Origin of the sequence: Vreelandella stevensii S18214, assembly GCF_000275725.1 — a bacterium.
In the GTDB taxonomy this organism is placed as follows: domain Bacteria; phylum Pseudomonadota; class Gammaproteobacteria; order Pseudomonadales; family Halomonadaceae; genus Vreelandella; species Vreelandella stevensii.
This window is the reverse complement of sequence record NZ_AJTS01000037.1, coordinates 25,034-45,540: the sequence shown is the minus strand read 5'-3', so window position 1 is coordinate 45,540 and position 20,507 is coordinate 25,034. Positions and strand designations below refer to the sequence as shown.

Below are 20,507 nucleotides of genomic sequence, written 5' to 3'. Positions count from 1 at the left end.
ATATCACTCTGCCCACCCCATTTGGTCGATGCGGTAACTGCGCTCCAGCGGATCGATGGAGAACCCTTCCAGGGCGCTGTTGACCGCTGCGGTTTGTTGATACCAGGCCACGGGAATCAGCGGCATCTGCTGGTGAAGGCGCTCTGCGACCAGCGGTGCCAGGTCATCGAGGGTCTGCTCGTCGGTGGCTTGACGCAGCGCGTCCAGCCACTGAGCCACCTCTTCGTCACGCCAGTTCATGGTGCCCCAGTCGCCGCCCATCGAGTTGGCGTCACTGCCGATATCGTCCATCAGCGAGCCCAGCGGGTTGGGCACCAGACCGTAGTTGCGGCCTACCAGGCCGACTTCCAGGCTGTTGTCGTGGTGGCCGGAAGGGATCTCGCTGGCGTTACCCATGGCGACTTCCAGCGCGACACCAATATCGCGCCACTGATCCTGCAGGGCAGTGGCCACGACCGGAAGCTCGGGGCGATCCGCATAGGTGCGCAGGGTCAAGGCAAACGGCTGGCCATCGCGCTCCAGCATGCCATCACGCCCTGCTTCCCAGCCCAGTTCGGCCAGCAGCGCCTTGGCGGCCTCGATATCCTGGGCATCCGCAGGGTCAAGCCCCAGGTGCCAGAGGCCAAGGCTATCCGGGAAGAGTTCGGCGGCCGCGGCTTCCGGGGTGCGCAGCAGGCCCGCCGCAATGCCCTGCCGGTCGATGGCCATGCTCAGCGCCTGACGAGCGCGCGCATCTTCCAGCAGCGCATGGCCTGCATTCAGTTTCAGCATGATGGTGCGTGGCAGCGGCTCGGCGTGCAGCGCTAGCCGTGCGTTGCGCGCCAGGCGTGCCTGGCTGGCGGGGTCCAGGGTGTACACGATATCGGCGTCACCGCTTTCGGCCATCAGGGCGCGGGTTTCGCCTCGGCTAACGGCCAGGTAGCTGGCGCTGGCAATGTTGGCGGGCTCCCCCTAGTAATCCTCGAACCGCGTGACGGTCATGCGCTGCGGGGGCGAGAGCGCCTCCACTTGATAAGGGCCGCTACCGATCATCGCCACGACGTCGCCATTATCGGCAAACGCCGCATCGGCAAGAATCAGCGCGGTGGAGTGTGCCAACAGGGCCGGCAGGGGCGAGAAGGGGCTTTCCAGCTCGATGACCACGGCACCCTGGTCGGCCCGCATCTGCTGAATCGGGGCGCTGTCGAGTATGCCCGGTTTGGCACGGGCGACTTCCAGGCTGTGGAGCGCTGCCTCGGCGGTCACGGCGCTGCCGTCATGAAAGGTGGCTCCCTCCCGCAGCAAAGGCGCGCTTCATAAGAAACTCCTGATGGAATAAAAGAGTTATCTTATAACATATCAGGTCAGGTATGAAAGTCATTCTCGTCTGTGCAACGGATGACATTCACCTCTGTAGCCGCGACAATAGCCCGCCGGGCATATCGCCACCCGGGTCGTCGTTTCATGCCGTTAGTAGGGAATTCCATGCCGCCACTCAACATCCTCTATCAGGATGAGCATCTCGTTGCCGTGCATAAGCCTTCCGGGCTGCTGGTGCACCGCTCCGCCCTGGCGCGGGGAGAAACCGAATTTCTGCTCCAGCGCCTGCGCGACCAGTTGGGCAAGCGGGTATATCCCGTGCATCGGCTGGACCGCCCCACCTCCGGGGTCATGGTGCTGGGGCTCTCGTCGGAAGCGGCGGCGCTGCTGGCCGAAGCGTTCAGCGAACGCCAGGTGGAGAAGCGTTACCTGGCCGTGGTGCGCGGCAAGGCACCTGAGCAGGAGCGGCTGGACTACCCGCTCAGGGAGGAGGACGGCACCCGACCCAAGGCGGAAATGCCCGCCATGCCCGCGATGACCGACATTCGCCGCCTGGACAGCGTCGAGCTACCCGTGCAGGTAGACCGCTACCCGGTGGCGCGTTACTCGCTGGTGGAGGCGCGCCCCCTGACCGGGCGACGGCACCAGATACGCCGCCACTTGTCCCGTCGCGGCTACCCGATCATCGGCGACGCCAAGCACGGCAAGAGTGTCCACAACCGCTTTTTTGCCGAACAGCTGGCAGCGCCACGCCTGCTGCTGGCAGCGACTTACCTGGCCTTCGATCATCCGCTGCTGGATAAGCGCATTCAGCTTGGCTGTGCCGTGGACGACACCATGAAGCACCTGTTCGAGCAGTTTGGCTGGCAGGGGCATTTACCCCTGGATAGCGTGCGAACGCCACCCATTGCCAAGCCTTCTGTCCTGCAAGCCCTGTGAGTCAGCCCATGTCATTGAATGAATCTACGCCCTCTTCCAGCGATTATGATTTCCGCTTTGGCGGTATTCGGCGCCTTTACGGCCAGCGTGCGGCGCAGGCATTTCGCCGTGCCCACGTGGTGGTCGTCGGGGTCGGTGGTGTGGGTAGCTGGACGGTCGAGGCGCTAGCCCGCTCAGGCATCGGCAAGCTCACGCTGATCGATCTGGACGACGTGTGTGTCTCCAATGTCAACCGCCAGCTTCACGCGCTGGATGGCACGATTGGCCAGCCCAAAGTAGACGTTTTGGCCCAGCGCTGCCGCCTGATTGCCCCCGAGATCGAAATCATCGCGGATACCGCCTTCGTCACGCCCACCAATCTGGCCGAACGCATTCCCGACGATGCCGACCACGTGGTGGATGCCATCGACAGCGTCATCGCCAAGGCCGCGCTGATTGCCTGGTGCAAGCGGCGCAAGATCCCGATTACCGTCACCGGTGCGGCAGGCGGGCAAACCGACCCCACGCGCATTCAAGTGGCGGATTTGACCCGTACCGAGCACGACCCGCTGCTCTCCAAAGTGCGCTCAAGATTGCGCCGCGACTACGGCTTCTCCCGCAATCCCAAGCGGCGCTTCTCGGTGGAGTGCGTCTACTCCGATGAGCAGTTGATCTACCCCAGTGCCGACGGCGAAGTGTGCCTGCAAAAGCCCGGCAGCAACGAGGCTACACGGCTGGACTGCGCCTCTGGCTTTGGCGCGGCGACCTTTCTCACCGGGACCTTTGGCTTCGTGGCCGCCTCCAAAGTACTGGAGCGCCTCGCCAAAAAAGCGCAGCAGCCCGCCGCCACACACACAACCGAAGAGGAAAGCGAATGATCACCCCCACCCCTGGCATTTACCGCCACTACAAAGGCAGCCTTTACGAAGTGATGGGCACCGCCCAGCACAGCGAAAGCGAAGAACCGCTGGTGGTCTACCGCGCCCTCTACGGCGACTACGGCCTCTGGGTGCGCCCGCTGGCGATGTTCATGGAGAGCGTGACGAAAGAAGGGAATACCCAGCCGCGCTTTGCGTTGGAGAAGGCGTTTTAGGCGCTGACTCAGATAACACACCATCGCACAATGAGTGAGTGATGGTGTATCTGATCGTTTACAAGCCTGCTAAAGATGCCAAAACACCAAAAATAGCGCAGCTAGCCAGCACTGTGAGCATGCCTACGTTGAAACGAAAAATTGCGATCATGGCGCTTGCCGACAGCAATAGTGCCAGCAGGTCCAGAGTGGCTACGTCAGGTATCAGCAAACGAGCGCCCATGATGTGCCATTCGCCTACGTCAGCGAAGATGACGTGAAGCCCGAACCAGATGGCCAGGTTGAGAATTACCCCGACGACTGCAGCGGTAATGGCGGACAGCGCAGCGCTCAGGGCGCGATTGTCGCGTAGGCGCTCTACATGGGGAGCGCCCAGAAATATCCAGAGAAAACAGGGAACGAACGTTACCCAAGTGGTCAGCAATGCCGCCAGCGTTGCCGCTACCATGGGGTCAAGGCCTGTGGCCTCACGAAAAGCGCCCATAAATCCGACAAACTGCACGACTTGAATCAGTGGGCCTGGGGTGGTTTCCGCCATGCCCAGGCCATCCAGCATTTCACCCGGCGCTAACCACCCGTAATGTTGCACCGCTTCTTGAGTGACGTAGCCCAGTACCGCGTAAGCGCCGCCAAACGTCACTACCGCCATTTGACTGAAGAAGAGCGCAATCTGGCTGAATACATTGTCGCTACCGAATAGAGCCAGGAGCAGTACTACGGGGGTCAGCCATAACAGGAGCAACGTACCTGACATGCGCAGAGACCACTGGCGACTGGGGCGTGCATGGGCAGGCAGCCCTTCGCCAAGTAGAGAATCCCGGTCGCTCAGTACCGAGGCGTCGGCATTGCCATGGCCGCCTCCTGCTTGAAAGGCCGCGATGCCATGTTTTCCTCCCCAATAACCGAGTAGAGCGGCGCTCAGAATGATCAGTGGGAATGCCACTTCGAAAAAGAAGATGGCAATAAACGCGGCCGCAGCAAGGCTGAGCATGACCCGGTTTTTCAAGGCTCGCTTACCGATGCGAACGACGGCATTGAGTACGACGGCCAGCACGGCGGCCTTGAGCCCAAAGAAGAGCCCTTCAACGGCACCCACGTTGCCCAAGGTGGCATAGAGGTAGCTCAAGGCAAGAATAGCGATGAAGCCAGGCAACACAAAAAGACTGCCCGCGACCAAGCCGCCTTTGGTGCGATGCATCAGCCACCCGATATAAATAGCCAGCTGTTGCGCTTCTGGTCCCGGAAGCATCATGCAATAGTTCAGTGCGTGAAGAAAACGGCGCTCTCCAATCCATTTTTTTTCTTCAACAAGAATGCGATGCATCACCGCTATTTGCCCTGCGGGGCCACCAAAGCTCAATAGCGCTATTCTCAACCATACTTTGACGGCCTCGCGAAATGGGACGTGATGGGGCGACTCATTGATGGGATGCATGGAACACTCTTTGGTGAAGTGAGAGGTTTTTTGTAAAATGTATAACAAGTTAGTCATACGTACAACGAAGGAGCCGGTATGGCTGATCATGCACAGCATTGGTTAATACTGATCATGCGTCTTGCGGGACGGGCGGGTACCCCACGGATGAGGATTTGGCGGGCACTGCGTGGTTTGGGTGCTGCGGTGCTCAGAGATGGCGTGTATCTGCTGCCTGCCAGCCACTCGCGTAGGAAAGCGCTGGAGGAGCAAATGGTCGCTGTTCGGGAATTGAAAGGAAACGCACTGCTGATCGAAGTAGCCGAATCCGCCATCGATAGTGCTGATGTGCTGGCTTCACTTTTTGATCGCACATCAGATTTTCAAGCGTTGCAGGCGGATGTACTCGTCTGGCAGCAAGCATGTTCTCAATTGGAGGCGCGAGAAGCACAGCGCCAACTGACCCAGTTGCAACGTCGTTTACATAGTATTGTGGAGATCGACTTTTTTCCTGGACCAGAAGGCGAACAAACTGTCCAGGAATTGGCAAACGCTGAGACCCTCTTCAATCGCTGTTTTGTACCAGACGAGCCACGGTCAATTCAGGCTGACATCCCTCGGCTTGAGCGTGCCAAATTTTGCGCCAAAGTGTGGGCAACGCGTCGTCGCCCTTGGGTGGATAGGCTCGCTTCTGCCTGGCTGATACGGCGTTTCATCGATCCAGAGGCCCACTTTGTCTGGCTTGCACATCCAAGCCAATGCCCAGTCGGTGCGCTTGGGTTTGACTTTGATGGCGCAGATTTCACTCATGTTGGTGAAAAGGTGACCTTTGAAGTACTGATCGCAAGCTTTGGCCTTGAGCAAGATATGGGTTTGCAAAGGATGGCAGCGCTTGTTCACTACTTGGATGTAGGTGGCACACCTGTCGCAGAGGCTGTGGGATTAAAGCTTATGCTAGCCGGGGCCAGGGAGCGCTGTGACAACGATGATGTCTTGCTGCAGCACACAGATAGCTTGTTTGACGACCTCTATCAGGGGTATTTGGCGGGGAGTACAGGTTAAATTAACGTTGGCTGCCCAATGGCAATGGGTGTGCCTTTTGCTGGATATTGCGAGTGGATTAAGCACACCACCTGACCATGGGGTGGTGTGCTACCAATCCATGAATATCAAGGAAGCGCGGCGGAGCTGAGCTTCAAGTGCAGCAGCTCGGCGGCACTTTTGCCTGCTACCGCGCCCAGCACCACGGCGCTCAACAGCCCGTTGCCGGAAAGATAGCCGCTGTCGTTGGAGCCCGACACCCCGCGCGCCGCGCCGCCTGCGGCAAACAGGTTGGGCAGTGCCTGGCCCTGGGTATCGAGCACGCGGGCCTTGCGGTTCACTTCCAGGCCGCCCTGGGTATGGAACAGCGCCCCGGTGACGCGAATGGCGTAGTAGGGGGCTTTCAGCAGGTTGGCGGGTTCGAAGCGGCGGCCAAATGCATCCGTGGTTTGCTGCAAGGCGTGCTGCTGCATCTGAGTGAAGGTGGCTTGCAGTGCGCCCAGGGGGAGCTTCAGGCCCGTGGCCATCTCTTCCAGGTTTGAGAAACTGCGTACCGCGCCGCTCTCCTCGGCATTACGATAATCTTCGAACGCCTGCGCAGACTCATGAATGCGCGCATCATACAGGTTCCAGGCCACTTGCTCCGGCTGCGCCAGCACCTTGGCGGCCTGTTCGGAGTAGCCGCCATGCTCATTGGAAAAGCGCTCGCCCTTGATATTGACCTGAATACCCCCTTGCATCATCAGCGCCCAACTGATCAGCGTTTGGTGCGGCGTGGCGAGGGAGCCATGGCCCTGGCAGGCGCCCAGATCCTTGGTGCTCGCGCCCATTGCCTGGCCCCACAGCAAGGCATCGCCCTGGTTGCCTTCGTGGCCGTAATAGAGTGCGTGTTTCAGCGTGGGCAGGTAGCGCTCGACCAGCTCAGGGTTACCGCCATAGCCGTTGCAGGCTAGAATCAGCGCGTCGCAACCAATGCTTTCGCGGCTGCCGTCTGGGCGCTCCAGGGTGACGCCACGCACGCGCTGGGAGCTGTCCACGTGCAGATCCACTACCCGGGCCTGGGTCAGGATGTCGATGCCTGCGGCTTCGGCGGCGTTGAGCAGCGCGCCCATCAACTCTTCCCCAGTGCGCCGAGGCGTGGCGTGCATGCGCAGGTGGCGGTGGCCAGGGTAGAGAAAGCCTTCCACCAGTTCGAAAGGCACACCGTGCCGGTCTGCCAGCCACTCGATGGTGGGGCCGGATTGGTTGGCCAGCAGGTCGACGATGGCCGGGTCCGCCTCGAAGCCGTTCTTCTTTTGAATATCCTCTGCCATGGCCTCGGCAGAGTCCGTGACGCCTAGCTCATGCTGAAAGCGCGTATTGGCGGCAGGAATAAACCCCGACGACATCGCTGTGCTGCCACGGGGCAGAGCATCGCGCTCCAGCACCGCAAGCTCGATACCCGCTTCCTGTGCTGCCAGGGCGGCCACCAGCCCGCAGGCACCCGCACCGATGATCAGCAGCGGCAGGTGGGCATCGAAACCACCGGGTGAATAAGGAAGTATCGCCATTATGCTTGCTCCGCCGCTTGGTGGAAGGCGTCCAGAATCTCGCCCGCCGGGGCTTGCCATACGTCGGCATGCCCGCTGATGTGTGCCAGCACCTCTTCCAGGCAGGCAATACGGTGAGGCTGGCCCACCAGCCATGGGTGTAGGTTCAGCGCAAACAGCCGCCCACCCTGTTCCCGGGACTCTTCCAGCAGAAAATCGAACGCGTCTTTTACCTGCGTCACCCATGAGTCTTCCGAATGCAGGTTTTGGCTCATCACGAACTGATCTTCGATCTCGGTGGCCAGCGGCATCATGATTAATTTGCCCGTGTTGGTGTTACACGCGTAAGGCAAATCGTCGTTGACCCAGTCGGCGCAGTACTCGATGCCGTTGTCTGCTAGCAGGTCCAGGGTGTTGAAGCTCTGGTGCTTGGCGGGGCTGAGCCAGCCGCGTACCGGTTGGCCGGTCACTTGCCGCAGGGTATTCACGGAGCGCTGGACCAGCTCGGCCTCTTCTTCGAGGGGCTGGCCGCCGTAGTGCAGGTGGTCCATGTTCCAGCCGTGGGCAATGAACTCGCCGCCGTGCTCTTTCAAGCGCTGCACCAGATAGGGGGTCTGCTCGGCAAGCTGGGCGTTGATCGCAAACGTAGGCGTGATGTTGTGCGCGGCCAGCGCTTTCAGCACGCGATAGATACCCACGCGGTTGCCGTAATCCCGCAGCGAGAAGTGGCGCAGGTCCGGGTAGGGCATGGTCATGCCGTTGGGTACCTTGAACGGTACGCCGCGCTGGTCGAGCGGGTAGAACTGCAGCGATATGTTGATCCACACCGCCAATGTCTTGCCGCCGGGCCAGGTAATGGGGGCGCGCTCGCCCAGCATCGACCATGCATAGCGGTCGTGGTCGTAGCCGTGGCGACGCAAGGGGTAATCGAGATAGTCGTCGTTGAGCGCCATGTCGTTGGATGCCATAGGATTAGCCCTCCCTGCGTGCGGTGGCGGCCTGGGCCTGGATGCTGTCGAGGGCGGCATCGTAATGGTGGGCCAGGTAGTAATCGGCAATCTCGCGGCCCGTGGCGACCCACACATCCGGGTGGCCGGTGATGTACTCCAGCGCTTCTTCGAATGCCTTGATGCGGTGGGGGCAGCTCACCTGATAGTTGTGGGTGGGAATGCACATCACCGTGCCGGACTCTGCGCCCTCCAGGTACAGGCGGTCAAAGTGGCGCTTGAGCATGGTGGCGTACTGGCGCGGCTCGACCTTGTTCACCGCGTAGACGATGGTGTCGTTCATCTCCAGCGAGTAGGGCATCGAGATGAACCGCTTGCCGGAACGCACGCTGACCGGCGTGGGTTGGTCATCGTGGAACAGGTCGCAGGTGTAAACACCGCCTTGCTCGCCGAATAGCTCCTCGCCCACTTCGGCAAACAGGTCCAGGGTGCGCTCCGAATGGGAGAGCGCAGGCGCCAGATACCCGGCGCAGGCCTGGCCGGTGTGGCGATGGATGGTCTCCATGCTGTCGCGGATCATCGCCCGCTCCTGGGCTTCGCTCAGCCCATAGGTGTAGCGGGTGTTGTAGATGCCGTGGCTGAAGAACTCCCAGTCGCGCTCTTTGCACATCTGGATGATTTCTGGGTGGTGCTCGCAGAGCGCCACGGAAAGCGATACCGAACCACGAACTCCGTACTTATCCAGCAGGGCCATTTGGCGTTGGTGGCCCACCCGGTTGCCGTAGTCGCGAATGCTGTAGCCGGGCACCGACGGGTGGGGGTGCGGCCACGGCTTGCGGCTCGGGTTCTGCGGCGGGTCGATCTCGTAATACTCGATATTGGGGGCCACCCAGAAGGCTACCTTCGCGCCGCCGGGCCAGGTGATTTTCGGGCGCTGGTCGTAGCCCCAGTAGTCGTAAACGCCAAGTGACTCTTTCATCGTGGGCTCCTCGCCTTATGCATCGCCCTCGAGCCACGCCAGCACGTCAGCCACGGGCATGACATCGGCGTACTTGAGGTGCAGGTCGGTCAGGTTGGCGTAGTGGTAGCTCTCGTGCTTGTCGGCCACGCACTCCATGGGCACGATAGTGCGATAGCCTCGGGAGAGGCTCTCCACGGCGGTGGCGCGGATGCAGCCCGACGTGGAGCCACCGGTGATGATCACCGTGTCGACTTGGTGCCATACCAGCAGTGACTGCAGCGGCGTTTCAAAAAATGCCGAGGGCATGCGCTTGGTGTAGATCACGTCGCGGCTGCGATCGATCTCGCAGCGCTCGTCGAACTCGGCGCGCTCGGAGCCGTACTTGATGTTTTGCAGTGAGTCGGGGGTGTCGGTACGGGTGCCCCACACGCCCGCATCTTCAGCGGAGTCCAGAAAGGCAACATGGGTCCAGACCACCGGCCAGCCCTTCTCCCGAAAGCCACGCGCCAACTGGTTCGTATACTCCAGCTGTTCGGGGTCGGTTTCGTAGGCGGTCTTGAAGAGGTCGGTGCGGGTGTAGGCCTTTTGCGGATCCACATTGACCAGCACCGCTTTCTTGCCAAAGCCGAAGGGCACTCGCTGCGGGTTGGCCATGACCTCGTGAAAGATCTCTTTTGCCGTTTTGTCGGTGGTCTGCATTATCGTCTCCTGAGTCGTTATTGGTTGGCGGCACGGGTCACTAATCGCAACGTACCGATGAACGAGCGCTAGCGATTGTCGTACTGTTCGCCCAGCTCGAGCATCGCCTGGGTGCCCAGGTAGTCGTTGAGCTGTTTGAAATCGAGCATCTGGTCGCGGAACGCATCGGTGGTGCCATCCTCTTTCAGCGTGGCAAAAAAGCGGCTGGCCATGTGGGTGATGGCCCGGACCAGCGCACCTGGGAAAATCACCATCGAAAAGCCCAGTGCTTCCAGGGCTTTGGCATTTTTCAGCGGGGTGTCGCCGCCTTCCACCATGTTGGCCATGATGGGCACCTTGCCTTTGAACTGTGCCATGATCTTGCCGATATCTTCGTCGCTGCGAATGCCTTCGATGAACAGCATGTCGACGCCCGCTTCATGGTAGGCCTGGGCGCGCTCGATGGCGCTGTCGGTGCCTTCGACACCCAGTGCGTCGGTACGGCCGATGATCAGCGTACTGTCGCTTTCCCGAGCGTCCAATGCGGCATGCAATTTGCCGACCATTTCACCTTTGGAGACCAGCGTTTTGCCACGCAGGTGGCCGCAGCGTTTAGGATAGGTCTGGTCTTCCAGCTGAATGGCATTGGCACCTGCGCGCTCCAGCAAACGTACGCTGCGCATGACGTTCATGGCGTTGCCGAAGCCGGTATCGCAGTCCACCACCACCGAAAGCTGCGTGCGCTCGCGAATGTGCGACATGGCGGTGCAAATTTCGGTAATACTGAGCAGGCCAATGTCCGGGCGGCCCAACTGGGTGTAGGCCAGGCTGGCACCCGACAGGTAGACGGTGTCGAAGCCTGCTTGCTCGGCAAGCGATGCGCCGAGGGCATCGAAGACGCCGGGGGCCACGACGATCCTGCTGTCGTTCAAGTGCTGCTTCAGTTGGGCTGGCTGGTGCGCCAGGGGAGAGGAAGCCTGATGGGAAACATTGTGTTGGCGTGTCATAGCGGTCTCGTCATGTGGGGGGCGGGTTGCGCCAGCGCCAGGTCATTCCAGACATCCTGGCGGGTAATCAGTCCATCGGTTAATTCGAAGCGGTCAATGAAGCGCACGCTGGCGCTGGTGCTGCCGTCCAACCACTCGACGGCCAGCTCGCCGTGGCACACGACGATGCTCTGGCGAGGTGTCAAACAGTGGTTCACGGCATGAAAGGTTTTACTGACGCGGCGATAACGGTGTCGGGCCCACGCCACCACGTCGTCGAGATGATGCATGGCGGGCGCCCCCGGGAACTGCATGACGACATGCTCGGCCAGACAGCGCTGGGCAAGCGGTAGATCGCGTGCTTCCATGGCGTCCAGAAACGTCAGCACCTGCTGCACGTCATGGGGGTGAACATCGAGGCATTGCGTATTCTTCACGGCGCATTACTCTTGTTGATATGGCAAATGCGGTATGCTGATACGGTGTTTTATATGTATTATATTTAATACATTTTTATGTCTATTGTTGTTCTCGCGTCAAGCCCGATGTGAATATTTTTTGAAGCATACCCTGGAGGGGCGTGAATGAGTGATGCACAGTCCTCGGCGGTGGGTGGGACCAAATCGCACCGGATATACCTGTTGCTGAAAGATGCCATTCTCAGCGGCAGGCTGCCCGCCGACAGCAAGCTGCCGGGCGAAAACAAGCTGGCCGAGCAGCACGGCGTTTCCCGCGTGACCGTTCGGCGCGCCATGGAGGCGCTGCAGTCTGCCGGGCTGGTCGATCGCAGGGCGGGGGTGGGAACCGTGGTGCTGGAGCAGCCGCTGGATGCCACGGTGATGACGGCCAGCGTCTCCAACCTGATGCCCAACATGGTCAAGATGAGCCAGGCGTCCCAGGTGCGCCTGCTGGAGTTTGCCTACATTCCGCCCCCGGAGATGATTCGCGAGCGGCTGGGCATGGCCAGAGGCGGCAAGGTGCAGCGTTCGGTGCGGGTGCGGATGGTCGATGGCAAGCCGTTTTCGCATCTGATTACCCATGTGCCGGAGGCCATCGCGCTGCACTACAACGAGATGGATCTGGCCAATACACCGCTGTTCGTGCTGCTGGAGCGCAGCGGCGTGAAGGTGGACCACGCGTCGCAATCCATTTCGGCCACCCTGGCGAGCCATGACGTGGCCCAGGCGCTGGATGTCACCGTGGGCTCGCCGCTGATCTCCCTGACCCGCGTGGTATTCGATGAGCAAGGGCGGGGAGTGGAGCATCTGGAGGCGCTGTATCGGCCCGACCGCTATCGTTTTCAGATCGATCTGGAGCGCAACGGCGATGGTGATGCGCGGTACTGGGAGCCCCGTGTGGGCGGTGGACCCACCCAGGGCGAGGGGTAAGTGGGCATTTTTGCTCTGCTTTTAATGTATTAAATTTAATACAGATTTAAAATTTCAAAAAATACATTTGACCTGTGCTGGATAACTGCGCTAGTTGTATTGGGGTAACAATGACAAGCCTGGCAAGGCGCACTGAGGCAGCGAGTGACGACAATGAGTTCCCCCAAGACGCTATTCGACAAGGTATGGCAAACCCACGAAGTGCATCGCAGCGAAAGCGGCCAAAGCCTGCTGTGGGTAGATCGTCACTTTGTCCATGAAGGGTCGTTCCACGCCTTCAACAAGTTGAGTGAAAGGCAGCTGCCTGTCGCCCGGCCAGACCTGACCTTTGGCATTGCCGACCACTATGTGCCCACTCAGGCACGCGACCTTGCCGAGGTGGCAGACGCCAAGGTGCGCTCGATGATTGAGCAGCTCAGCCATAACACGCAACAGCACGGGGTGGCGCTGTTTGGCCTGGAGGACCCTCGCCAGGGGATCGTGCATGTTTTGGGCCCCGAGCAGGGGCTTACTCAGCCCGGTATGGTGATGGTGTGCGGCGACAGCCATACCGCCACCCACGGGGCGTTCGGCAGTATTGCTTTCGGGATTGGCGCGTCAGAAGTGGCCCATGTGCTGGCCACCCAAACCCTGTGGCAGAGCAAGCCCAAAGTGATGCGTATTACGGTGGATGGCCAACTGGCGGCAGGTATCACCGCCAAGGATATCGCCCTGACCTGGATTGCCAAGCTGGGGGCCGACGGTGCTCGCGGCTATGCCATCGAGTATGCGGGCGAGGCGATTCGGGCGCTCTCCATGGAAGCGCGGCTGACGCTATGCAACCTCTCCATCGAAGGTGGCGGGCGCTGCGGCATGATCGCCCCGGATCAAACGACGTTCGACTACCTGCGTGGACGCCCCTGGTGCCCGAAGGGCATGGCTTTCGAGCAGGCCTGTGCGCACTGGGCGACGCTATGCAGCGACCCTGATGCGGAGTTCGATCTGGAAGTGGTGCTGAATGCCGACGAAATCGCCCCCACGGTGACCTGGGGCGTCTCGCCTGAAGAAGCGCTGCCCATTGATCAGCACGTGCCCGATCCTGCGCAATTGGATGACCCCGCCAAAGCGCGCCAGGCCCGGGAGAGCCTGGCCTACATGGGATTGACGGCAGGGCAAAAGCTCACCGACATCACCATCGACCGTGTCTTCATCGGTTCCTGCACCAATGCCCGGATCGAAGACTTGCGTGCCGCCGCCGCCGTGCTGGCAGGCCATGAAAGCCGCGTGCCGGGCATGGTGTCTCCGGGCTCGACCCTGGTAAAAGCCCAGGCCGAAGCCGAGGGGCTTGACCGTGTTTTCAAGGCCGCAGGACTGGAGTGGCGCCACTCCGGCTGTTCCATGTGTGTGGGCATGAACGGGGACCTGGTGGCCAGCGGCGAGCGCTGTGCGTCCACCACCAACCGTAACTTCAAAGGGCGCCAAGGCCCGGGAGCGCGTACGCATTTGATGTCGCCCGCCATGGTGGCCGCTGCGGCCATCAACGGGCGGCTGACTGACGTGCGCCAGCTCGCTTCCTCCTCACCCCGCGCCTCGGGAGAGCCGTCATGAAACCCATCACCATCCTGGACACTCTGGGGGTGGCGTTACCCGCCGCGAACGTCGATACCGACCAGCTGATTCCTGCCCGCTTCATGAAGGAGCCACGCAGCGTGGGGTACGGGCAGTTTCTGCTGCATGACGTGCGCCATGACGAACAGGGCCAGCGGGTGCCGAACGTCATGCTCAATCATCCCATGGCGAGCCAGGCGGAAGTCATGGTCAGTAGACGCAACTTTGGCGCTGGCTCTTCCCGCGAGGCGGCTGTCTATGCGCTGGTGGACGATGGCTTTCGCTGCGTCGTGGCGCCGAGCTTTGGCGATATCTTCGCCTCCAACGCCGTCAACAATGGCTTGCTGCCCGCCGTGGTGACGGAGGAGGCCGCAGAACAGCTGCTGCAGGCGCTGGCCGAGGCCCCTGCGCCTATCGTGGTGGACCTGGAAGCGCAGCATATTCGCGTCGGCGAGCTGTGCGTATCCTTTAGCGTCTCGGCCGTGTGGCGCACCAAGCTGCTGAACGGTTGGGACGATATCGATATGACCCGGCAGCATCTTGAAGAGATCGATACTTTCGCCGCGCACTACGAACAGCAGTTTCCATGGGTGGCGCCCGTGCCGCCCAGTGCCGCGATCATCAGCAAAGGATAAAGCGGCCCGGGCCAGGCGGCCGTCAGAGCAGCCACCCCGCGCCGTACATGACGGACCGATAACAACACGACGCACGCTTGCAACAATGGTTTTAGGCAGTAGATCAACACAATAACCGCTACAAAAGATCACCTTGTGCAGGAGATACACATGAAAAAAGTAACCCTTACGTTGGGCATGCTCACGGCGCTGGCGTCTACCCATGCCTTGGCGGTGGATCAAATCACCGCCGTCCATGCTTTTCCTCCTTCGCTGATCTACACCCAGAGCTTTCTGGAGTTCGTCGACAAGGTCAACGAGCGCGGTGAGGGCGTGGTGCAGATCAACGTGCGCGGCGGCCCTGAGGTCATCGGTCTTTCCGAGCAACCCGACGCGGTGCGCAACGGCGTGGTGGACATGGCCTACACCGCCGCCAGCTTCTATGCGGGCACGGTGCCTGAGCGTGATGCCATGGTGGCGTCCAATACCAACGCTATCTTTGCCCGTGACAATGGCGGTATCGATCTGCTCAACGAGATCCATCAAGCGAAGATGGGCACCTATTATCTGGGCTGGTTCGATAGTGGCGTGAGCTACAACCTCTACACCATCAACGAGCCTACCATCGATGCAGAGGGCAACCTCAGTGTCTCGGGGCTGCGCCTGCGCAGCAACCCGGTCTATGATGCGTTCTTCCAGGACTATCTGGGCGCCCAGCCCATCAGCTTGCCGACCACCGATGTTTACGCGGCCCTCGAGCGTAGCGTGGTCAATGCCACCGGCTGGACGCAAATTGGCCTGAAGGATCTCAACTGGGATCGCTTCCTCAACTACCGGGTAGATCCCGCGTTCTTTTCCACGGACATGGGCGTGATCGTCAACCTCGACAAGTGGAATCAGCTCAGCCCCGAGGCCCAGGAAATCCTTCAGGAAGTGGCCATCGAGCACGAGCGTGACAGCGCCGAGAAGCTATCAGCCCTTGCCGAAGAGCAGCAGGCCGCACTGGAGGCCGATGGCATGCAGGTGATCACTCTGGAGGGGGAGGTGGGCGAACGTTATGCCGAAGCCGCCCGTGAGGCCACCTGGGAGCGCATGCGTCGTCAAATGGAGCGCCACCCCATGGGGCTGGAGCACTACGACACGCTGCTTGAGAAGTTCAACGACTTATAAGCAAGCAACCCCGGTGGGCGCTGCCCCTCATGGGTAGCGCCTGCCGGTTTCCAGGCGACTTCCAGGACTTCCTATGCGTTACGCACAACGTGGCTATTTGCTGCTGCTCAACGGCATGGCCCTGCTGGCAGCCATCATGCTGGTATGGCTGATGGTGGCCGTGGTGCTCTCGGTCGTGATTCGTAATTTGGGTCTGCAACCTTCGGCGTGGTTCTTTCTCTCCACCGAGTACGCCATGTTCTATCTCACCCTGCTGGGCGCGCCCTGGCTGGTGCGACAGAAAGGGCATGTACACATTGAGCTACTGACCTCCATCCTGCCGCTGCCCGCGCTGAACATCCTCAGCCGGGGTGTCTCGCTGCTGTGTGTGGTGGTGTGTGCCGTGTTGGCGTGGAAAGGGCTGGATCTGGTGATGCTGAATATCGAACGCAGCGACTATGACGTACGCGCGTTCTTCGTTCCCAAATGGCTACTGACCATCGTATTTCCCATCAGCTTTACGCTGATGGCCATCGAGTTTGCTCGCTTTGTGGTGGGCCATGAACTCCTTCACAGCGGCGAAGCGGGGATTAAAGAATAATGGAATGGTACTTTGCGCTCGCTTTTCTACTGTCACTGATCCTCATCTTCATGGCGATCGGTACGCCGATTGCGCTGGCCTTCCTGGCAGCCAACGTGATTGGGGCCTGGCACTTCATGGGCGGGCAGGCAGGCATCATGCAGATGCTGAACAATGGCTTTGGCGCGCTCTCAAGCTTCAATCTGGTGCCCATCCCGCTGTTTCTGCTGATGGGTGAACTCTTCTTTCGCACCGGGCTGGGCATGAAAATGTTCAACGCGGTCGATCAGCTGCTGGGCAAGGTGCCGGGGCGCTTGTCCTACGTCACCGTGGTAGGTGGCACGGCTTTCTCCACGTTAAGTGGCTCTTCCATGGGCTCTACGGCATTGATGGGGTCGTTGCTGGTGCCCGAGATGGAACGCCGAGGCTACAAGAAGAAGATGGCCATTGGCCCCATTCTGGGAACCGGCGGTCTGGCGATCATCATTCCTCCGTCAGCACTGGCGGTGCTGCTGGCGACGCTGGCAAAAGTGGATATTGGCGCACTGCTGATTGCCGGTATTCTGCCTGGCCTGACGTTGGCGGGTTTTTATATCGTGACCATCTTCATCCAGACCCGGCTGGATCCGCAGTCAGCGCCTGCCTATGAGCTGGAGCCCGTGCCGTTGAGGGCCAAGCTCAAGCTGATCGTGACCGATATCCTGCCCATGCTGAGCGTCATGATTATCATCGTGGGCATGATGTTGATGGGCTTTGCTACGCCTTCCGAGGCGGCTGCCTTTGGGGCCCTGGGGGTGATCATCCTGGCTTTCATCTTCCGCTGCATGACCTGGGAGGCGTTCAAGCTTTCGGTGTCAGGTGCGCTCAAGGTCACGCTCATGGCCTATCTGATCGTGTTTGGCTCGGCGACCTTCAGCCAGCTGCTGGGCTTTTCTGGTGCCTCGGGCGGGCTGATCCAGTGGGCCACCAGTTTTGATCTCTCGCCGATTCTGATGCTGTTAGCCATGTTCGCGGTGCTTTTGGTGCTGGGCACCTTCATGGAGCAGATTTCGATCATGATGCTGACCGTGCCAATCTTCTTCCCGCTGGCCCAGGCGCTGGGGTTCGACCTGGTGTGGTTTGGTGTGGTGGTGCTGCTGGCACTCGAGATCAGCTTTTCGACACCGCCCTTGGGGCTTTTGCTGTTTGTCATGAAGGGGGTTGCGCCGCCTGGTACCACCATGCGTGAAATCTACTCCGCGGCGATTCCGTACATCGTCTGCTCAATGCTGCTGGTGGTAGTGCTGATCATCTTCCCGAGTCTTGCGACGTGGCTGCCCGGCATGGTGCGCTAATGGTTTTGATGGCAATAAAGGAAGAGAGGCCTCGGCCTCTCTTTTTTCATGGTGCGCCAGGCATGGCGCGCAGCGCCAATTAGGCGCTATCCGGTCCGCCGTGGTGGTTGGCCGGATGACTTGGGGGTGAAAGTCCCCTACGGACCCTGATAGCGGGAACCGTTAGCTGAACAGCAAGGGTGTTCGTCGTGAGGCGGAATCTGAAGGAAGCTGTAGGCAAACTCCTGGCCCGACGAACAGGAACCGCATATGAGGCAGCCACATCTGGGCGAGAGGGCCATGAAACTCGAAGCCCAATAGCTATCCAGAAGATGTGGAAGTAGATGCGGCGGGTAGATGGGAGGAAGGTCGCGCGTCTTACCCTGGGAGGCCTGTTCGCCTGCCACTGGCTACCGACACCGTGAGGTGTCGGGATGGGCGAACAGGAGTCAGCAGAGGCCATATTAGGCTCTCTAACCAAGAGCTGAAGGGCTGAACCTGTCACGAGTGGATAGTTGACCACTCTCTGATGTGTACGAGCAGAAGCCTCCCCGGAGGGCTCTCGATAACTGTATGGCGGGCCGGAAGCCCAAAGACTGTCGAAGCGCTCAGAGCACACAGGCGAGCGAATTCAGCGGAACGAAGCTCAGCCCGATAATGGGGGGCAGGAACCGCCGTGGTACGGATCCGTTTGCCCGGTGGTGTGAGAGGACGGGGGAGGCGACTCCCCCTCCTACTCGATGTGCGCCAGGCATGGCGCGAAGCGCCGCTCAGGCGCTATCCGGTCAACCGTGGTGGTTGGTGGGATGACTTGGGGGTGAGAGTCCCCTACGGACCCTGATAGCGGGAACCGTTAGCTGAACAGCAAGGGTGTCCGTCGCGAGGCGGAATCTGAAGGAAGCTGTAGGCAAACTCCCGGCCCGACGAACAGGAACCGCATACGAGGCAGCCACATCTGGGCGAGAGGGCCATGAAACTCGAAGCCCAATAGCTATCTAGAAGATGTGGAAGTAGATGCGGCGGGGAGATGGGAGGAAGGTCGCGCGCCTTACCCTGGGAGGCCTGTTCGCCTGCCATTGGCTACCGACACCGTGAGGTGTCGGGATGGGCGAACAGGAGTCAGCAGAGGCCATAGTAGGCTCTTTAACCAAGAGCTGAAGGGCTGAACCTGTCACGAGCGGATAGTTGACCGCTTTCTGATGTGTACGAGCAGAAGCCTCCCCGGAGGGCTCTCGATAACTGTGTGGCGGGCCGGAAGCCCAACGACTGTCGAAGCGCTTAGAGCACACAGGCGGGCGGATTCAGCGGAACGAAGCTCAGTCCAATAGTGGATGACAGGAACCGCCGTGGTACGGATCCGTATGCCCGGTGGTGTGAGAGGACGGGGGAGGCGACTCCCCCTCCTACTCGATCATGGTCTATCAGGTCATTACAAAGAATGCTCACAGACCAAAGGGTAATTCCAGCAGATACCAGATGAAGAATAGGCTGCTCCAGCCAGCCAGAATGGCAAGGGAGTAGGGCATGGCAATGGTCAGCAGGTGACCGAGCGTAAACGACTTGTTGTAGAGATGAATGACCGCCAGCACCAGTGGCAGGTAGGGATTGATGGGTGAAATGACATTGGTCGATGAATCCGCGATCCGATAAGCCGCCTGGATGGCTTCCGGCTCAAGTCCCACGAGCATCAGCATGGGCAGGAAAATCGGTGCCATCAATGCCCACTGCGCCGAGCCGCTGTACAGAAACAGGTTGACAACCGCTGCCAGCAGAATGAAACACAACAAGGCCATCGGCGTCGGCATGTTGATACTCAACAGCCAGTCGGCTCCATTGACCGCGCTGACGATGGCCAGATTCGACCAGTTAAAGATGGCAATGAACTGCGCCACCATGAACACGATGACGATAAACCCGCACATGTCGCGCATCGCTTCTTCCATTAAGCGCGGCACGTCGCTTGCCTGCTTGATCTTGCCGATGGTAATACCGTAAACGATGCCGCACAGGCTGAAGAACAGCACGATGATGGGGACCAGGCCGCTCATGAACGGTGAGGGCAGCAGGCCGCCTTCGGCATTACGCAGCCCGGAACTCTCGGGCAGGATCAGCAGCAGGACAGCCGCAATATATGCCAAGGCCGCGAGGCCGGTGTAGCGCAGCGCACGCCGCTCCCTGTCGGTTAGCTGTATATCCTGCTCTCCTTTTTCCTCGGTGCCCTGATCTTCAAAACGTGCCAGCGTGGGCTCGACGTACCGGTCATTCATCACCGTAATGATAAGCGTGATCAGCGGTACCGACGCGCACATGAAAAACCAGTTGGACACAACGCTGACTTCATAGCCCGGGCGAACGCTCTGCACGACTTCGGTCGATATTCCAGAAATCAGAAGGTCCGTTCCGGCAATGAAGAAGTTGGCGCTGAAACCGGCAAAGACAGCGATGAATGCCACGATAATACCAGCAATCGGGTTGCGGCCGACCGTTTTGAACATGAGAGCTGCAAGCGGCGGAATAAGAAAAATGGCGGCATCCGATACCAGATTGGCGAGGATGGAAGTGACAATCACCGCCGGCGTAATGAGCGACGGTGCCACGTTGCTAAGCATGCGCCGGATGGTCGCATCGGCAAGGCCGGTTTTCTGAATCAGCCCCAGCGCCAGTACCATTACCAGTACCAGGCCAAGCGGGCGGAAGCTGGTGAAATTGGTCACCGCGCCGGTCACCATGAATCTCAGTCCGTCCCAGCTAAGCAGGGAGCGAACCTGTACGAGTTCATCGGTAGCAGGATGGCGAACCGGGGCGACCCACTGGCTCATCACGGCGGACAGGCCCAGCGTGACGAGAAAGATAACAAGGAACATGATAAAGGGGTGGGGCAGAGCATCAGCGATACGCGCAATGCGGTGCATGATTCCGGTGTTGCCACCGGAAATCTGATTTTTACTGGCTTCCATATTGTTCTCCGCTTTATACGAGGAAGTGCCTTTTAAAAGCTTTATGGGTCAAC

18 protein-coding genes and 1 pseudogene are annotated in these 20,507 nt (G+C 60.0%); 10 read left to right on the top strand and 9 right to left on the bottom strand.

Annotated features, from left to right (window positions below):
• Positions 1-3: 3 nt before the first annotated feature.
• Positions 4-1,284, bottom strand: a pseudogene (locus HSS18214_RS18015) (ABC transporter substrate-binding protein).
• A gap of 180 nt (positions 1,285-1,464) precedes the next feature.
• Here HSS18214_RS18015 and HSS18214_RS0109105 point away from each other — a divergent pair.
• The 3 genes from HSS18214_RS0109105 to HSS18214_RS0109095 are packed head-to-tail and all read left to right on the top strand — an operon-like array spanning position 1,465 to position 3,310.
• Positions 1,465-2,238, top strand: coding sequence for a pseudouridine synthase (locus HSS18214_RS0109105; protein WP_016914986.1), 774 nt, complete (start codon positions 1,465-1,467; stop codon positions 2,236-2,238).
• 8 nt (positions 2,239-2,246) lie between these two features.
• A complete protein-coding gene (tcdA, locus tag HSS18214_RS0109100) occupies positions 2,247-3,095 on the top strand; it encodes a tRNA cyclic N6-threonylcarbamoyladenosine(37) synthase TcdA (protein WP_016914985.1) in 849 nt (282 codons plus the stop codon).
• Complete coding sequence (locus HSS18214_RS0109095) at positions 3,092-3,310, top strand: DUF1653 domain-containing protein (protein WP_016914984.1); 219 nt, start codon at positions 3,092-3,094, stop codon at positions 3,308-3,310. The genes tcdA and HSS18214_RS0109095 overlap by 4 nt, the downstream gene beginning before the upstream one ends.
• A 58-nt stretch (positions 3,311-3,368) precedes the next feature.
• On the opposite strand, the gene chrA is transcribed toward HSS18214_RS0109095, so the two are convergent.
• Positions 3,369-4,835 carry a chromate efflux transporter gene (chrA, locus tag HSS18214_RS0109090; RefSeq protein WP_237718604.1) on the bottom strand — a complete coding sequence of 489 codons (1,467 nt, stop codon included), beginning with the start codon at positions 4,833-4,835 and terminating at the stop codon, positions 3,369-3,371.
• Between chrA and HSS18214_RS0109085 the strand changes: the two genes are divergently transcribed.
• Positions 4,824-5,786, top strand: a complete 963-nt coding sequence (locus tag HSS18214_RS0109085; protein ID WP_016914982.1) for a chromate resistance protein ChrB domain-containing protein — start codon at positions 4,824-4,826, stop codon at positions 5,784-5,786. The two genes, chrA and HSS18214_RS0109085, sit on opposite strands and share 12 nt — an antisense overlap.
• Positions 5,787-5,893: 107 nt before the next feature.
• On the opposite strand, the gene HSS18214_RS0109080 is transcribed toward HSS18214_RS0109085, so the two are convergent.
• The 6 genes from HSS18214_RS0109080 to HSS18214_RS0109055 all read right to left on the bottom strand — a co-directional run bounded on the left by HSS18214_RS0109080 (position 5,894) and on the right by HSS18214_RS0109055 (position 11,303).
• On the bottom strand, positions 5,894-7,315 hold the full coding sequence (locus tag HSS18214_RS0109080; protein ID WP_016914981.1) for an FAD-dependent oxidoreductase: 1,422 nt from the start codon (positions 7,313-7,315) through the stop codon (positions 5,894-5,896).
• Positions 7,315-8,262, bottom strand: a complete 948-nt coding sequence (locus HSS18214_RS0109075; protein WP_016914980.1) for a polysaccharide deacetylase family protein — start codon at positions 8,260-8,262, stop codon at positions 7,315-7,317. The genes HSS18214_RS0109080 and HSS18214_RS0109075 overlap by 1 nt, the downstream gene beginning before the upstream one ends.
• Before the next feature lie 4 nt (positions 8,263-8,266).
• Positions 8,267-9,220: a polysaccharide deacetylase family protein gene (locus tag HSS18214_RS0109070; protein ID WP_016914979.1), complete on the bottom strand. Its 954-nt coding sequence runs from the start codon at positions 9,218-9,220 to the stop codon at positions 8,267-8,269.
• Between the two features lie 15 nt (positions 9,221-9,235).
• Positions 9,236-9,901 (bottom strand): isochorismatase family protein, encoded by a 666-nt coding sequence (locus HSS18214_RS0109065; RefSeq protein WP_016914978.1) that lies wholly within the window; start codon positions 9,899-9,901, stop codon positions 9,236-9,238.
• A gap of 68 nt (positions 9,902-9,969) precedes the next feature.
• The gene (locus HSS18214_RS0109060; RefSeq protein WP_016914977.1) at positions 9,970-10,887 is read right to left on the bottom strand and encodes an isocitrate lyase/PEP mutase family protein; all 918 of its coding nucleotides are present in this window, start codon (positions 10,885-10,887) and stop codon (positions 9,970-9,972) included.
• Positions 10,884-11,303 carry a nuclear transport factor 2 family protein gene (locus HSS18214_RS0109055; protein ID WP_016914976.1) on the bottom strand — a complete coding sequence of 140 codons (420 nt, stop codon included), beginning with the start codon at positions 11,301-11,303 and terminating at the stop codon, positions 10,884-10,886. The genes HSS18214_RS0109060 and HSS18214_RS0109055 overlap by 4 nt, the downstream gene beginning before the upstream one ends.
• A gap of 147 nt (positions 11,304-11,450) precedes the next feature.
• Here HSS18214_RS0109055 and HSS18214_RS0109050 point away from each other — a divergent pair, with 147 nt between their 5' ends.
• The 6 genes from HSS18214_RS0109050 (at position 11,451) to HSS18214_RS0109025 (ending at position 17,518) form a co-directional block, all read left to right on the top strand.
• Positions 11,451-12,254, top strand: a complete 804-nt coding sequence (locus HSS18214_RS0109050) for a GntR family transcriptional regulator (protein ID WP_016914975.1) — start codon at positions 11,451-11,453, stop codon at positions 12,252-12,254.
• 153 nt (positions 12,255-12,407) lie between these two features.
• Positions 12,408-13,841 (top strand): 3-isopropylmalate dehydratase large subunit, encoded by a 1,434-nt coding sequence (leuC, locus tag HSS18214_RS0109045; protein ID WP_016914974.1) that lies wholly within the window; start codon positions 12,408-12,410, stop codon positions 13,839-13,841.
• Entirely contained in the window at positions 13,838-14,476 is a 639-nt protein-coding gene (gene leuD / locus HSS18214_RS0109040) for a 3-isopropylmalate dehydratase small subunit (RefSeq protein WP_016914973.1), read from the top strand. Before leuC ends, leuD begins: the two co-directional genes overlap by 4 nt.
• Positions 14,477-14,626: 150 nt before the next feature.
• Entirely contained in the window at positions 14,627-15,625 is a 999-nt protein-coding gene (dctP, locus tag HSS18214_RS0109035; RefSeq protein WP_016914972.1) for a TRAP transporter substrate-binding protein DctP, read from the top strand.
• Between the two features lie 73 nt (positions 15,626-15,698).
• Positions 15,699-16,205 carry a TRAP transporter small permease gene (locus HSS18214_RS0109030; RefSeq protein ID WP_016914971.1) on the top strand — a complete coding sequence of 169 codons (507 nt, stop codon included), beginning with the start codon at positions 15,699-15,701 and terminating at the stop codon, positions 16,203-16,205.
• Entirely contained in the window at positions 16,205-17,518 is a 1,314-nt protein-coding gene (locus HSS18214_RS0109025) for a TRAP transporter large permease (protein WP_016914970.1), read from the top strand. The genes HSS18214_RS0109030 and HSS18214_RS0109025 overlap by 1 nt, the downstream gene beginning before the upstream one ends.
• A 1,421-nt stretch (positions 17,519-18,939) precedes the next feature.
• Here HSS18214_RS0109025 and HSS18214_RS0109020 read toward each other — a convergent pair.
• Entirely contained in the window at positions 18,940-20,454 is a 1,515-nt protein-coding gene (locus tag HSS18214_RS0109020) for an AbgT family transporter (RefSeq protein WP_016914969.1), read from the bottom strand.
• Positions 20,455-20,507: the final 53 nt, after the last annotated feature.